This window comes from Kitasatospora sp. NPDC051170, assembly GCF_044455705.1.
In the GTDB taxonomy this organism is placed as follows: Bacteria; Actinomycetota; Actinomycetes; order Streptomycetales; family Streptomycetaceae; genus Kitasatospora.
The window spans coordinates 155,227-169,183 of record NZ_JBITFA010000016.1 but is presented as its reverse complement, the minus strand read 5'-3'; the positions used below and the strand labels follow the sequence as shown (position 1 = coordinate 169,183).

The 13,957-nt window shown below is 75.2% G+C and carries 11 protein-coding genes; 7 read left to right on the top strand and 4 right to left on the bottom strand.

Annotated features, from left to right (window positions below; translation table 11 throughout):
- Positions 1 to 139: 139 nt before the first annotated feature.
- Complete coding sequence (gene katG, locus ACIBCA_RS29660; protein ID WP_396286091.1) at positions 140 to 2,356, top strand: catalase/peroxidase HPI; 2,217 nt, start codon at positions 140 to 142, stop codon at positions 2,354 to 2,356.
- A 113-nt stretch (positions 2,357 to 2,469) separates the two neighbouring features.
- Here katG and ACIBCA_RS29655 read toward each other — a convergent pair whose 3' ends face one another.
- Positions 2,470 to 3,156 (bottom strand): response regulator, encoded by a 687-nt coding sequence (locus ACIBCA_RS29655; protein WP_396286165.1) that lies wholly within the window; start codon positions 3,154 to 3,156, stop codon positions 2,470 to 2,472.
- 2 nt (positions 3,157 to 3,158) lie between these two features.
- The gene (locus tag ACIBCA_RS29650) at positions 3,159 to 4,397 is read right to left on the bottom strand and encodes a sensor histidine kinase (RefSeq protein ID WP_396286090.1); all 1,239 of its coding nucleotides are present in this window, start codon (positions 4,395 to 4,397) and stop codon (positions 3,159 to 3,161) included.
- 250 nt (positions 4,398 to 4,647) lie between these two features.
- Between ACIBCA_RS29650 and ACIBCA_RS29645 the strand changes: the two genes are divergently transcribed.
- From ACIBCA_RS29645 to ACIBCA_RS29635, 3 genes are all read left to right on the top strand, one after another.
- Entirely contained in the window at positions 4,648 to 5,391 is a 744-nt protein-coding gene (locus ACIBCA_RS29645) for an ABC transporter ATP-binding protein (protein ID WP_396286089.1), read from the top strand.
- Positions 5,388 to 7,775, top strand: coding sequence for an FtsX-like permease family protein (locus ACIBCA_RS29640; protein WP_396286088.1), 2,388 nt, complete (start codon positions 5,388 to 5,390; stop codon positions 7,773 to 7,775). Before ACIBCA_RS29645 ends, ACIBCA_RS29640 begins: the two co-directional genes overlap by 4 nt.
- Before the next feature lie 86 nt (positions 7,776 to 7,861).
- A complete protein-coding gene (locus tag ACIBCA_RS29635; protein ID WP_396286087.1) occupies positions 7,862 to 8,608 on the top strand; it encodes a hypothetical protein in 747 nt (248 codons plus the stop codon).
- A gap of 65 nt (positions 8,609 to 8,673) precedes the next feature.
- Here the strand turns inward: ACIBCA_RS29635 and ACIBCA_RS29630 are convergent, their stop codons facing one another.
- Positions 8,674 to 9,165, bottom strand: a complete 492-nt coding sequence (locus ACIBCA_RS29630; RefSeq protein WP_396286086.1) for a histidine kinase — start codon at positions 9,163 to 9,165, stop codon at positions 8,674 to 8,676.
- Positions 9,166 to 9,519: 354 nt separating this feature from the next.
- Here ACIBCA_RS29630 and ACIBCA_RS29625 point away from each other — a divergent pair, with 354 nt between their 5' ends.
- From ACIBCA_RS29625 to ACIBCA_RS29615, 3 genes are all read left to right on the top strand, one after another.
- Positions 9,520 to 9,699: a hypothetical protein gene (locus ACIBCA_RS29625; RefSeq protein WP_396286085.1), complete on the top strand. Its 180-nt coding sequence runs from the start codon at positions 9,520 to 9,522 to the stop codon at positions 9,697 to 9,699.
- 16 nt (positions 9,700 to 9,715) lie between these two features.
- Positions 9,716 to 9,898, top strand: a complete 183-nt coding sequence (locus tag ACIBCA_RS29620; RefSeq protein WP_396286084.1) for a hypothetical protein — start codon at positions 9,716 to 9,718, stop codon at positions 9,896 to 9,898.
- Between the two features lie 195 nt (positions 9,899 to 10,093).
- Positions 10,094 to 13,261: a type 2 lanthipeptide synthetase LanM family protein gene (locus tag ACIBCA_RS29615; RefSeq protein WP_396286083.1), complete on the top strand. Its 3,168-nt coding sequence runs from the start codon at positions 10,094 to 10,096 to the stop codon at positions 13,259 to 13,261.
- 385 nt (positions 13,262 to 13,646) lie between these two features.
- Here ACIBCA_RS29615 and ACIBCA_RS29610 read toward each other — a convergent pair whose 3' ends face one another.
- The gene (locus ACIBCA_RS29610; protein WP_396286082.1) at positions 13,647 to 13,916 is read right to left on the bottom strand and encodes a hypothetical protein; all 270 of its coding nucleotides are present in this window, start codon (positions 13,914 to 13,916) and stop codon (positions 13,647 to 13,649) included.
- Between the last annotated feature and the right edge of the window lie 41 nt (positions 13,917 to 13,957).

Sequence of the window (13,957 nt, the reverse complement as noted above, 5' to 3'; positions counted from 1 at the left end):
CCGAGGTCATCCGGTTCCCGACCGGATAAGGGTTTGGTGTCGTTCTTGACCTGGATTACGTCCATCGTAGGATCGGCTCCGGCGATAGCCTAGGTAGCAGGTAAGACAAACGTGATCCGCCTTGTAGGGAAGGATTCCCATGTCTGACAACCACGATGCAACCGGCGAGGCGGCGAAGGCGGAAGGCTGCCCGGTGAACCACGGGCGGGCCCCGCATCCCACCCAGGGCGGCGGGAACCGCCAGTGGTGGCCCGAGCGGCTCAACCTCAAGATCCTCGCGAAGAACCCCGCCGTGGCCAACCCCCTCGGCGGCGACTTCGACTACGCGGCCGCGTTCAAGGTCCTCGACCTGCCCGCCGTCAAGCGGGACATCCAGGAGGTGCTGACCACCTCCAAGGACTGGTGGCCGGCCGACTTCGGGCACTACGGCCCGTTCATGATCCGCATGGCCTGGCACAGCGCCGGCACCTACCGCATCAGCGACGGCCGCGGCGGCGCCGGCGGCGGGCAGCAGCGCTTCGCCCCGCTCAACAGCTGGCCCGACAACGCCAGCCTCGACAAGGCCCGCCGGCTGCTCTGGCCGGTGAAGAAGAAGTACGGCCGCGCTCTCTCCTGGGCCGACCTGATCGTCCTCACCGGCAACGTCGCCCTCGAAGGCATGGGCTTCGACACCTTCGGCTTCGGCGGCGGCCGCGTCGACGAGTGGGAGCCCGACGAGGACGTCTACTGGGGCCCCGAGACCACCTGGCTCGGCGACGAGCGCTACACCGGCGACCGCGAGCTGGAGAACCCGCTCGCCGCCGTCCAGATGGGCCTCATCTACGTCAACCCCGAAGGCCCCAACGGCAACCCGGACCCGATCGCCGCCGCCCGCGACATCCGCGAGACCTTCGCCCGGATGGCCATGGACGACGAGGAGACCGTCGCGCTGATCGCCGGCGGCCACACCTTCGGCAAGACCCACGGCGCCGGCCCGGCGGACAACGTCGGCCCCGACCCCGAGGCCGCGCCGATCGAGCAGCAGGGCCTGGGCTGGAAGAGCACCTTCGGCACCGGCGTCGGCGGCGACGCGATCACCAGCGGCCTCGAGGGCACCTGGACCGCCACCCCGATCACCTGGGACAACAGCTTCTTCGAGACGCTGTTCGGCTACGAGTGGGAGCTCACCAAGAGCCCCGTCGGCGCCAACCAGTGGAAGCCCAAGGACGGCGCCGGCGAGGGCACCGTCCCGGACGCCCACGACCCGTCCAAGCGCCACGTGCCGATCATGCTCACCACCGACCTGTCGCTGCGCTTCGACCCGGTCTACGAGCCCATCTCCCGGCGCTTCCTGGAGAACCCGGCGGCCTTCGCCGACGCGTTCGCCCGCGCCTGGTACAAGCTCACCCACCGCGACATGGGCCCGGTCGTGCGCTACCTCGGCCCCGAGGTCCCCGCCGAGCACCTGCTCTGGCAGGACCCGCTGCCCGCCGTCACGTACCAGCAGATCGGCGCGGCCGAGGTCGCCGACCTCAAGCGCCGCATCGCCGCCACGGGCCTGTCCGTCTCCGAGCTGGTCTCCACCGCCTGGGCGGCCGCCTCCTCCTACCGCAACAGCGACAAGCGCGGCGGCGCCAACGGCGGGCGCATCCGGCTGCAGCCGCAGATCGGCTGGGAGGTCAACGAGCCCGACCGCCTCGCCGGCGTGCTGCGCGCCCTCGAGGGCGTCCAGCAGGAGTTCAACGCCCAGTCCGGCGACGTCCAGGTCTCCCTGGCCGACCTGGTGGTGCTGGCCGGCGGCGTCGGCGTCGAGCAGGCCGCCCGTGCGGCGGGCCTGGCCGTCGAGGTGCCGTTCGCGCCCGGCCGCGTGGACGCCCCGCAGGAGCTCACGGACGTCGAGTCCTTCGCCGCCCTGGAGCCCAAGGCGGACGGCTTCCGCAACTGGGTCGGCAAGGGCAACCGGCTCCCGGCCGAGTACCTGCTGCTCGACAAGGCGAACCTGCTGAACCTCAGCGCGCCCGAACTGACCGTCCTGGTCGGCGGCCTGCGCGTGCTGGGTGCCAACCACCAGCAGTCCTCGCTCGGCGTGCTCACCGACACGCCCGGCGTGCTGACGAACGACTTCTTCGTCAACCTGCTGGACCTGGGCACCAGTTGGAAGGCCACCACCGAGGCGTCCGACACCTTCGAGGGCCGGGACGAGTCGGGCGCGGTCCGCTGGACCGGCAGCCGGGCGGACCTGGTGTTCGGCTCCAACGCCGAACTGCGGGCCGTGGCCGAGGTGTACGCCTCGGACGACGCCAAGGAGAAGTTCGTGACGGACTTCGTCGCGGCCTGGGTCAAGGTCATGAACGGGGACCGGTACGACCTGGTGTGACCCCGGCTCGATCCGGCCTGATCCGGCTCGATCCGGATCGATCCCGGCTCGATCCGTGACGGCGGGAGCCCCCGACCGAGGGCTCCCGCCGTCACGGCGTGTCAGCGGCCGTTTCAGCTGTCCGACGAGCCCACGCTCACCAGCCCCGTCTCGTACGCCGCGACCACCACCTGGGCCCGGTCGCGCAGGCCCAGCTTGGCGAGGATGCGGGCGACGTGCGTCTTCACCGTCGCCTCCGACAGGCCCAGCCGGGCGGCGAGTTCGGCGTTGCTGAGCCCGCGCGCGAGCAGCGTGGTCACCTCCAGCTCGCGCGGGGTGAGCGTGGCCAGCTCCCGGTGCGGGGCCGAGGCCGCGTCGGGCCCGGTGTCCGGGCGGGCGAAGCGCTCGACCAGCCGGCGGGTGATCGCGGGGGCGAGCAGCGCGTCCCCGGTGCGCACCAGGCGGACGGCGGCGGCCAGGTGCTCGGGGGTGACGTCCTTGAGTAGGAAGCCGCTCGCCCCGGCGGCCATCGCCGCGTACACGTAGTGGTCCAGGTCGAAGGTGGTCAGCATGATGATCCTCGGCGGCTCCTGCCCCGCGGGCGCGGGGTCGGCGAGGATGCGCCGGGTGGCCTCCAGCCCGTCCAGGCCCGGCATCCGGATGTCCATCAGCACCACGTCCGGCCGGGTGCGCCGCACCGCCGCCACGGCCTGCTCGCCGTCCTCGGCCTCGGCCGTCACCTCGATGCCCTCGGACTCCAGGATCAGCCGGAACCCGGTACGGACCAGGGCCTGGTCGTCGGCCACCACCACGCGCAGCATGCTCACGAACTCTCCAACGGGATCAGGGCTTTGACGCGGTAGCCGCCGCGGGTGCGGGGGCCGGTGTGCAGGGTGCCGCCGTAGACGGCGAGGCGTTCGCGCAGGCCGAGCAGGCCCCGGCCGTTGCCGGTGGAGGCGGCGCCGGTGCGGCGGCCGCCGGTGTCGGTGACCTCCACCCGCAGCCGGTCGGCGCCGTACTCGACCGTCACGCGGGCTTCGGCGCCGCCCGCGTGCTTGACGGTGTTGGTCAGGGCCTCCTGGACGACGCGGTAGGCCGCCAGCCCGACCCCGGGCGGGACGGGCCCCGGCTCGCCGCGGACGGTCAGGGTCACCGGCAGACCGGCCCGCCGGACGCCCTCGACCAGGGCGTCGAGCCGGTCGAGACCCGGCTGCGGGCTCAGGTCCGCACTGCCCGCAGGGTCCTCCCCCGAGCCCGCCTCGATCGTCAACAGGCCCATCACGTGCCGCAGTTCGGTCATCGCCGCGCGGCCTCCGGCCTCCACCGCGGCCATCGCCTCGCGGGCCCGGTCCGGTGCGGTGTCCAGGATCTTGCGGGCGGCGCCGGCCTGGATCGTCATCATGCTCACGTTGTGGGTCACCACGTCGTGCAACTCCCGGGCGATGCGCGCCCGTTCGAGCTCCACCGCGCGCTCCAGGGCCGCCAGCTGGGCACTCTCCAGATCGGAGCGCCGCTCCCGCTCCTCCTCCACCCGGCGCCGCCACATCCGCAGCTCCCAGGCCACCGCGAACACCGGCACCAGCACCAGCACGGCCATCACGCCGTTGGGGAAGTGCGGCAGCTTCGCCGCCGTGAACAGCAGGACCAGGGCGGCGGTCGCGGCGGCCAGAGCGGACAGCACCGGCCAGAGGCGGCGCCCGTACGCGGCGGCACTGTACGCGGCGACGATCACCGCCTCGCCCATCGTGTACGCGATGTCCTCGGAGGTGTGCCGCACCAGCAGCGCGCCCGCGACCACCGCCACCAGCACCGTCAGCGGGTAACGCCGCCGCAGCAGCAGCGGCAGCGGCACGAACGGGACCAGCAGCCGCAGCCCCTGCCAGGACGCCTCCTCCGGTCCGTGCGCGATCGAGGCGTAGCGGCCGGCGACCGCCGCCAGGAACAGTGCCACGGCCGCGTCGAACGCGAGGCCGCGCGCCGTCACGGGCCGGGGCGCCGGGGCCCTTTCGGGGTCGGGGCGGACGGCCTCCAGCAGCCGCCGCACCGTCGGGTGGTTGATCACCGGGACATTGTGGCGGCCCGACCGCGCCCGGCACAGCCCGGCGGGCGGCTGCGGCCCGTACACCCGGTGACTACATCGCGGGGATGACGGCGCGCGGCGTACCTCCGGCGCGGTACGGAATCTGCCGACGGCGGCGGACGCGGGCGCGGGCCGTCCGTCCGTACCTTCGTCCCCGTCAGGTCGAGTCGAGTCAGGACGAGACGCGTCGAGACGGGCCGGGACGGGCCCGTAGCAGCTGAGGAGCGGGGACATGAGCAGCGAGCCGGTGATCGAACTGAGCGGCGTCAGCCGCCACTACGAGGGGGCGCGGGCGGCCCTGGACGGGGTGTCGCTGACGGTGCGGGCAGGGGAGTCGGTGGCCGTGCTCGGGCCCTCCGGCAGCGGGAAGTCGACGCTGCTCAACCTGGTGGCCGGGCTGGACCGGCCGAGCGCGGGCACGGTGACCGTCGCCGGGACGCGGGTGGACCGGCTCGGCGAGGCGGGTTCGGCGCGCTTCCGGCGCGGGACGATCGGCATGGTGTTCCAGTTCTTCAACCTGCTGGACGACCTGACGGTGGCGGATAACGTGATGCTGGCCGGGGAACTCGCCGGAGTCCCGCGCGGCGAGGCCCGGCGGCGGGCGGGGGAGCTGCTGGAGTCGCTCGGCATCGAACGCCACGCCCGCGCCCACCCCGGGCGGCTCTCCGGTGGGGAGCGCCAACGCGTCGCGGTGGCCCGGGCGTTGATGAACGACCCGGCGCTGCTGCTGGCGGACGAGCCGACCGGGGCGCTGGACTCCGCCTCCGGCGAGGACGTCAAGGAGCTGCTGCGCGAGCTGCACCAGGACGGGCAGACGATCCTGCTGGTCACCCACGACCTGGCGCTGGCCCGGGACTGCGCCACCCGCACGGTGCGGATGCGCGACGGCCGGGTGGAGTCGGACTCGGCGGCGGACCCCTCGCCGGGCACCGCCGAAGCGGACCCTGCGGCGGGCTCCTCGGTGATCGCGGCATGAGCCCGCTGGGAAGGGTGGTCCGCGCCGGGGTGCGCAGGCGGCGGACACAGACGGTCGCGGTGGGGCTGGCCGCCATGGTCGCCACCACCTGCTCCGTGCTGGGCGGTTCGCTGCTGGTCGCCTCGCAGGCGCCCTTCGACCGGGCCTTCGACGGGCAGCACGGCGCCCACCTCACCGCCCGCTTCGACGGCTCCCGGGCGAGCGCCGAGCAGCTCGCCGCCACGGCCCACGCGCCCGGCGTGGCGCAGACGGCGGGCCCGTACCGCACCGTCACCGTCGACCCGGAGCCGGTCGCGCCGAAGGTGCCGGTCCCGGCCGGGATGTCGATGGCGCCGATGACGGTCGCCGGCCGGGCCCAGCCCGCCGGAGAGGTCGACAACGTCACCCTGGACCAGGGGAGTTGGCCGAAGGAGCCGGGCGAGGTGGTGATCGACCTCGGGTACCGCGACCTGAACGTGGACCTCGGCGACCTCCTGCGCCTGCCCGGCCTGCCGGGCGCGCCCACCCTCAGGATCGTCGGCTTCGCCCGGTCCGTCAGCCGCACCGCCGACGCCTGGGTACGGCCCGAGGGCCTCGCCGCCCTCACCGCGCCGGGCACCACCCCCGGCTACGAGATGCTCTACCGCTTCACCGACGCCTCCACCACCGCCGCGATGGACGCCGACCGCGCCGCCGTGGCCGCCGCCGCCCCCGCCGGGGCGCTGGCCGGCGCGCAGTCCTGGCTCGACGCCAAGCAGGGCTCGGACCGCAACACCGCGCTGTTCCTGCCGTTCATGGTCGCCTTCGGCCTGCTGGGCCTGGCGATGTCCGTCCTGGTCGCGGGCAACGTGGTGGCCGGCGCGGTCGGCACCGCCACCCGCAGGATCGGCGTACTCAAGGCCCTCGGCTGCACCCCCGCCCAGGTGGTGCGCGCCTACGTCGCCCAGGCGCTGCTCCCGGCGGGGATCGGCACCGGGCTGGGGGTCGTGGCGGGCAACCTGCTGACGATCCCGGTCCTCGCCACCACCGGCCGGCTGTACGGCACCAACGCCTCGGCCCTGTCCCCCGGGGTGGACGCGGCCGTCGCGGGCGGAACCCTCGCCCTCGTCGCCCTGGTCGCCTGGGCGGCCGCCGCCCGCGCCGGACGGCTGCGCACCGTCGACGCGCTGGCCGTGGGCCGTACGGCGGGTGCCACCCGGCGCGACGCCCTCGCCCGGCGGGTGGCCGCGCTGACCGCCCGGCTGCCGCTGCCACGGCCGGTGGGCCTGGGCCTCGCCCAGCCGTTCGCCCGCCCGGCCCGCGCCGCCGGGATGCTCGCGGCCGTGCTGTTCGGCACGGCCGCGGCGACCTTCGCGGTGGGCATGGGCGGCACGATGTCCTGGGTGCAGGGGGCCAAGAACCACGGCACCGAGGGCGTGGTCGTCCATGCCGTCCGTCCGCACGGGCCGCCCGAAGCGTCGTCGTCGACGCCCCCGCCGGACCCGGCCGCCGTGAACGCCGCCGTGAACTCCGCCCTGGCCGCCCAGCCCGGCACCGGCGCCTCCTACGGCATCGGCACCGAGGACGTCCTCGTCCCCGGGGTCGCCGGGGCCACCACCGTCACCGCCTTCGCGGGCGACTCCTCCCGGGCGGGGTACAAGATGGTCTCCGGCCGCTGGTTCCAGGGCCCCGGCGAGGCCGTCGCGCCCTCCACCTTCCTCACCGAGGCCGGGCTGAAGGTCGGCGACCGGGTCGGCTTCACGGCCCACGGGCGGACCGTCACCGTCCGCCTCGTCGGCGAGGTCTTCGACCCGCACACCCAGACCGACGAGCTGCTCACCGACGCCGCGAGCTACCCGGCCGGGACGGCGCCCGCGCCGTACCAGTGGTTCGTCGAGCTCAGGCCCGGCACCGACCAGGCCCGCTACACCGCCGCCCTGAGCGCGGCGCTCGCCCCGCAGGGCCTGACCGCCGGAGAGCCGGAGACGCACTCGGCGGACTCCATCCTGGCGCTGAAGTCCCTCACCGCGACGCTGACCGCCTTGCTGGTCCTCGTCGCCGGGCTCGGGGTGTTCAACACCGTCGTCCTGGAGATCCGCGAACGCACCCGGGAGATGGGCGTCACCAAGGCCCTCGGCATGACCCCGGCGCAGACCGCCGGCGTCGTCCTCTCCTCGGTGCTGCTGGTCGGCGCCGTCGGCGGAGCCGTCGGCCTGCCCGCGGGGCTGCTGCTGCACGGGCTCACCGTGCCCGCCATGGGCCACTCCGCCGGGCTGAACTTCCCGGCCGAAGCCCTGGACGTGTTCGGCACCCCGCTGCTGACCGCCCTCGCCCTCGGCGGGGTGCTGATCGCCCTGCTCGGCGCCCTGCTCCCGGCCGTACGGGCGGCGCGTTCGCGGACGGTGGACGCGCTGCGGGCGGAGTAGGCCGCGTGCCGGGGCTTGGCGGGGCGGGAGGCGGGTAGGCGACCCGAAGGGGGGACGCCACCCGCCTCCCCGTCCGTGGAGCGATCATGCGGTTCGAACTCCTCAACCCGAACTCCGCCTACCCCCGCGCGACGCTGGTCGACCCGCCGCCGAACGGCTACCTGCACCTGGCCGGCGCGGTGGCCCCGCCGAGCGGGCCGCCCCTCGTCCGGACCGTCCCCGCGCGCAGCGCCCTGCTCGACCGGCTCAAGCCGCTGGCCACCGCCCTGCAGGGGCACCCGGCGGTGCGGCGGGTCACCGTCTACCGGGCGCTGGTGGTGCCGCCGGCCGGCGGCTACGCCCGACAGCCGCAGTTCCACCAGGCGCGCTTCGACGTCGCCGTCCTCGTCGAGACCGACACCCCCGAGGACCTCGGCCCGGTCACCGGGGGCGAGGCGTACGGGGAGCTCCGGGCCACCCTCACCGCCGCCGCCTCCGACACCCACGAACTGCGGGCGCGCTGCACCCGCTCGCTCGGCGCGGTGGACCACAGCCGGGCGGGGCTCTTCCTGTTCAACCACTTCGTCGCCGAGGACCGCGCGGTGGCGCTGGAGCTGTGGGACCACCTGGCCGGCTGGTACGTCCGCAAGACCGGGCTCGACAACTCCACCCTGCTCGAACCGCTGGACGGCACCGACTCGGACTACGTGTTCGTCAACCACGCCCGCTGGGACACCAGCGCACTGGGGCTGCTGCTGCGGCAGGTGAGCCGGCCGAGCTTCCGGGGGTACGTGCAGCAGAACCTGCTGGTCAACCGGGTGGGCACGATGCCCGTGCTGTACCGGATGACCTGAGGGTGGTGGGGTGGGAACTACGCCGGTAGTGGCACTACGGAAGTAGTGCCACTACCGGCGTAGTGCTAGCCCTTCTCCGCAGCCTCCTCCGCCGCCTTGACCTCCTCGGCGAAGGCGTCCGCGTCGAGCCGCTCCACCGAGGCCCCGTGCTTCGCGGCCAGCTCGTCCGCCGGCTCGGGGGAGTGTTCGACGGCCTCCAGGGCGATCAGCGCCCCGCCGTCCGGGACGCGCGGGGAGAGCACGATCAGGGCCGCGCCGCCCTCGGTGGCGGCGCGCTCCTCGGCGGCGTTGCCGAGCGCCGCGCCCGCGGCGAAGCCGAGCAGCACGCCGACCGGGCCGCCGAGCAGCCCGACCAGGCCGCCCAGCACGCCCGAGCCGACGGTGGCCACACCGGCGCCCTTGGTGTAGGTGTCCTCGACCTCGAGCAGGCCCTCGGTGCTGCGCTCCATGGCCGCCGCGAACCGCAGGCCGGGCAGGTGCCGGGCTTCCTCGAAGGCCGGGCGCCAGCCGGTGGCGTCCGGGAAGGTCAGCAGGACGACGTGGTGGCGGTCGCTCATCGGACTCCGATCGGGCCGGGGCAGGGGTGGATTCCATCCTGGCCCGCCGTGCCCGGCGCGGCCACAGGAGGCGGGTGCTGCCCCGGGCCGGACCGTTCAAACGTGAAGGCCGGGTCATGGCTGTCGTATCACCGGGTTTCCGGCCAGGTGTACGGCGCCCGGCGGCGACGGCGGCACTCCCCGGCGGCCGCCGTGACAGGACGCCGGGCAGGTCGAGGGTGGTGGAGGGGCGCTAGTTCGATCGTGGCCGAAATCCTGTACGGCCCGCGGCGTGACCCTGGTGCGCCCGGTGGGGCGGTGCGAGTATCCGGCGCGGCACGACCGTGCCGGTACCGACCGTCTGAAGGAGGCACCATGCAGCCCACGGCCGACCAGGTCCGCGCGCTCAGGGACGAGGACTTCCGGCTGACCCTCGCCCAGGGAGGCGAGGCCCACCCGGCCGGCGACCTCTCCGACGAGCTGTACGTGACCGCCGCCGTCAAGTCCGGTACCTGCGGCGGCTGGAGCAGCTGCGCGCACGTCTGCAGCTTCTGAGCCGGGAGGATTCGACATGCCGACCACCACCGCGCAGGTCCGCGCGCTCCGGGACGAGGACTTCCGCCTCGGCCTCGGCACCGGCCAGGGCGCCCACCCCGCCGGCGACCCGGCGGACGAGGTGTACGTGAGCGCGGGCAAGCAGCTCAACACCTGTGAGTACCCGTCCAGTTGCTGGCGGATGTGCAGCGCCTACTGAGCCCGCACACCCGGCGGTGCGTGCCCGGCGGGCCGCACCGCCGGACCCGCATCCGGCGCCGATCGGCGTGATCGGCGCGATCGGCGTGATCGGCACCGATCGGCGCGTCCGGCACCGATCGGCGCGTCCGGCACCGATCGGCGCGTCCGGCAGAGAACAGCGCATCCGGCATCGAACAGGAAGGCCGCCCCACCCGTGGTCGACACGTCCGCACTCCGCCGCGCCGCCGTCCGGGCCCTCCCGCTCGCCGCCCGGGGAACCGCCCCCGCCGGTTCGGGGACGGACCGGGACCGGGAGCGCGCACGGCGGGTCCTCGACCGCTGGCGCGCCCAGACGCCCTTCGACCGGCCCGGCTGGTTCGACCGCCGGCTCGCCGCCGACGGCCTCGACCAGGCCGGGCTGCTGGCCCTGCTCGCCGAGAGCCCGGACTCCCTCGCCGACCGCCTCGCCACCCCCGAGTGGGCCGTCCGCCTCGCCGACGCCTTCGAGGCCGGGCACATCCTCGACGTCCCCGAGGACCACGCCTTCGCCCGGATCGCCTCCCCCGCCCTCGCCGCCGCCCGCGACCGGCTGCGCGCGGGCCTCGCCGCGCTCCCGGCCCTCGCCCCGCTCGGCACGCCCGAGGAGCTGGCCGCCCTCGTCCTGCCCGCGCTCACCGGGGCCGCCCACGCCAGTGCCGTCCGCACCGTCATCACGGAGCTCCACATCGCCCGCCTCGGCGGCGAGTTGACCGGCGACACCCCCGAGGCGCGCTACCGCGACTTCCTCGACCGGCTCACCGCACCCGACCGGTCCGTCCGCCTCCTCGCCGACTACCCCGTGCTCGCCCACCGCCTCGCCACCGGCGCCGACCAGTGGGCCGACACCTGCCTCACCCTCTACCGCCGCCTCGCCGCCGACCTCCCCGCCCTCACCGCCACCTTCGCGGGCGGCCGCCCGCCCGGCCGCCTCGCCGAACTCGCCACGGGCCTGGGCGACCCCCATCGGGGCGGCGCCACCGTCAGCTGCCTGCGCTTCGAGGACGGCACCCGGATCGTCTACAAGCCCCGCCCGCTCGGCGCCGAGACCCACTTCCAGCACCTGCTGCACTGGCTCAACCCCAAGCTGGCCCTGCCGCTGCACGACCTCACCCACCTCGGCCGCGACGGCTACGGCTGGGTCGCCTTCGTCACCGCCGAACCGGCGCGCGACGACGCCGAGTTGAGCGCGTTCTACCACCGCGCCGGGGCGCTCGCCGCCCTGCTGTACGTCCTCGACGCCGTCGACTGCCACGCCCAGAACCTCCTGGCCGTCCGCGACCAGCCCGTCCTGATCGACCTGGAGGCCGTGCTCCACCCCGACCTGCCCGAGCCCGAGAAGGACCTCTCCCGGGCCGAACGCCTCGCCCGCTACCAGGCCCGGCACTCGGTGCTGCGCTCCGGCCTGCTGCCCGAACGGATGTGGGACGAGGGCAACGGCGGCGCCGACCTCTCCGCCCTCGGCTGGGACCCGGACAGCCTGCCGCCGCGCCCCGCGCCCGTGCTCGTCGACCAGGGCACCGACCAACTCCGGCTGGAGTACCGGCGCATGCCCGTCCAGGCGCCCGGAAGCCGCCCCGTCCCTGCCGGGCAGAGGCTCCGACTGGCCGACCACGTCGAGGAGTTGGAAGCGGGCTTCACCGAGGCGTACCGGCTGCTCGCCGACCACAAGGCCGAAGTGCGCGCGCTGGTCCGGGCGTTCGGACCGGACGAGACCCGGATGCTGCGCCGCGACACCTTCGAGTACCGCAGCCTGCTCGCCACCGCCTGCCACCCCGACCTGCTGCGCGACGGCCTCGACCAGGACCGCCACCTCGACCGCCTCTGGGCCCTCGCCGCCTGGGAGGAACACGCCCTCGCCTACCTCGACCACGAACGCGCCGACCTCTGGCGCGGCGACGTGCCCGTCTTCACCATCCGCCCCGACGGCACCGAGGCCCGCACCGGCACCGGCGCCGCCGTCCCCGGAGCCACCGACCGGCCGGTGCTCGACCTCGCCCTCGCCAAGGTCGACGCCCTCGGCGAGGAGGACCTCGCCCGCCAACTGCGCCTGCTGCGCCTGTCGGTGACCACGGCGGACGGCGCCCGCGAACCGCGCCGCTCCCCGGCCGCGGTGGCCTCCGCGCCCCGGGAGTCCGGCACCGAGAAGCTGGCCGAACGGGCCCTGGCGAAGGCCGTCGAGGCTTCCGGCCTGCTCCTCGGCGAGGCGTTCCGGGGCGAGGCCGACCTCGCCTGGGTGGGCCCCAACTGGACCCCGCCCGGCCGCTGGGCACCCGCCGAACTCGGCCCCGACCTCTACAGCGGTACGGCAGGGGTCACCCTCTTCCTGCACCAACTCGCCCTCGCCACCGGCGAGTCCGGACACCGCTCCGCCGCCACCGCCGCCGAGACCACCCTGCGCCATCAGGTCCGCCGCCGGGCCGACCGCCTCGGCGGCGGCCTCGCCGGGACGGGCGGCGTGCTCTACGCCCTCGCCCAACTCGCCGCCCACCAACCGGACTCCGAGCTGGAGGAGCTGGCCGAGGCGGTCCTGCGCAGGGTCGCCGCCACAGCAGCCGAGGACGAGTACCACGACCTCGTCGCCGGAAACGCCGGCACCATCGGGGGCCTGCTCGCCTGGGAGGCCGTCCGCCCCGGCCCCGCCGTCACCGACGCCCTCGCCGCCTGCGCCGAGCGCCTGGCCGAGGCCGCCCTCCCGCACCCCGAGGGCGGCGTCGGCTGGCTGCCCGCCTCCCTCGCCGGCACCGTCACCCGCCCGCTCGCCGGGTTCGCCCACGGCGGCTCCGGCATCGCCTGGGCCCTCGCCCACGCCGCCCACCGCCTCGGCGAGGCCCGCCCCGCCGAACTCGCCCTCGCCGCCGTCGCGTACGAGCGCACCCTCTACGACGCCGGCGCCCGCAACTGGCGCGACGTCCGCGAGGACGGAGGGCCCGACGCCCCCGGCTACCCCGCCCTGTGGTGCCACGGCGCGGCCGGGGTCGCGCTCGCCCGCACCGAACTCGCCGAGCTGCTGCCCCAGGCGGCCGAAGCCCTGCTCGCCGAACGCGACACCGCCGCCGGGACGGTGCTGCGCGAGGGCTTCGGCTCCAACTTCTCCCTCTGCCACGGGGACCTGGGCAACCTCGACACCCTCCTCCTCGCCGGCCCCGCCTGGCGCCGCCCCGCCCTGGCCCGGGCGGGGGCCACACTGGACGCCCTCGACGACCGGGGCTTCGTCTGCGGCCTCCCGCACGGCGCCCACAGCCCCTCCCTGATGGTCGGCCTGGCGGGCATCGGCCACGGCCTGCTGCGCCTGGCCGCGCCGGAGACCACCCCGGCCCTGCTCAGGCTGGAGCCCCCGCGCTGACCGAGAGACCGGTACGGAATCGAACATCGAGGACCCTCCCGATGATCGAAAGCCACCAACCCGCCGTCCCCGACACGGAATCGCCCGGATCGAGTGAGACCGGTGAAGACACGCCGGGAGGCCCCGCGCCGCGCTGCCAGGATCGGGGTCCGCACCGGCGGCCCTGAGCTCCCGTCGACCAACTCCCGTCGTCCCTCGGGCGATCAGGGCTGCCCGCGTGCGGACCCGCCCCGGCCGCGAGGCCGCCGTACCAGGGAACAGGGAGCACTGTGTCCGAGCAGATCGTGCGTTCCGAGAAGGCCGAGAACCCCGACAAAGCCGAGAATCCCGAGCACCCCGCGCAGCCCGAGGACGAGAAGGGGCAGGAGGAGGAGCTGCGCCTGCGCTACCCCGGCGACCGCAGGGCCGCCGCGGCCGCCTCCATGTCCGCGAGCGCGATGATGCGCCGCCTGCCCCACCTGGTGCGCCGCGCGCTGGGCCTGGCCTGGGCGGCGGACCGCACCTCCACCGCGCTGCTGCTGGTCTGCCAGGCGCTCGCCGGAGTCTTCGGCGCGCTGGCGCTGTACGCCACCACCGGCACGCTGAACGCCCTGCTGGTCGCCGGGCCCGTCACCGACCACCTGCGCACCGCCGCGCCCTCGCTAGCGCTGCTCACCGCCTCCGCCGCGCTGCGCGCCGTCCTCGGCATCGCCGTGG

Excerpts from the sequence above, each read along its gene's own strand:
- katG (WP_396286091.1), top strand. The coding sequence starts at position 140 with ATGTCTGACAACCACGATGCAACCGGCGAGGCGGCGAAGGCGGAAGGC.
- ACIBCA_RS29655 (WP_396286165.1), bottom strand. The coding sequence starts at position 3,156 with ATGCTGCGCGTGGTGGTGGCCGACGACCAGGCCCTGGTCCGTACCGGG.
- ACIBCA_RS29645 (WP_396286089.1), top strand. The coding sequence starts at position 4,648 with ATGAGCAGCGAGCCGGTGATCGAACTGAGCGGCGTCAGCCGCCACTAC.
- ACIBCA_RS29640 (WP_396286088.1), top strand. The coding sequence starts at position 5,388 with ATGAGCCCGCTGGGAAGGGTGGTCCGCGCCGGGGTGCGCAGGCGGCGG.
- ACIBCA_RS29635 (WP_396286087.1), top strand. The coding sequence starts at position 7,862 with ATGCGGTTCGAACTCCTCAACCCGAACTCCGCCTACCCCCGCGCGACG.
- ACIBCA_RS29630 (WP_396286086.1), bottom strand. The coding sequence starts at position 9,165 with ATGAGCGACCGCCACCACGTCGTCCTGCTGACCTTCCCGGACGCCACC.
- ACIBCA_RS29625 (WP_396286085.1), top strand. The coding sequence starts at position 9,520 with ATGCAGCCCACGGCCGACCAGGTCCGCGCGCTCAGGGACGAGGACTTC.
- ACIBCA_RS29620 (WP_396286084.1), top strand. The coding sequence starts at position 9,716 with ATGCCGACCACCACCGCGCAGGTCCGCGCGCTCCGGGACGAGGACTTC.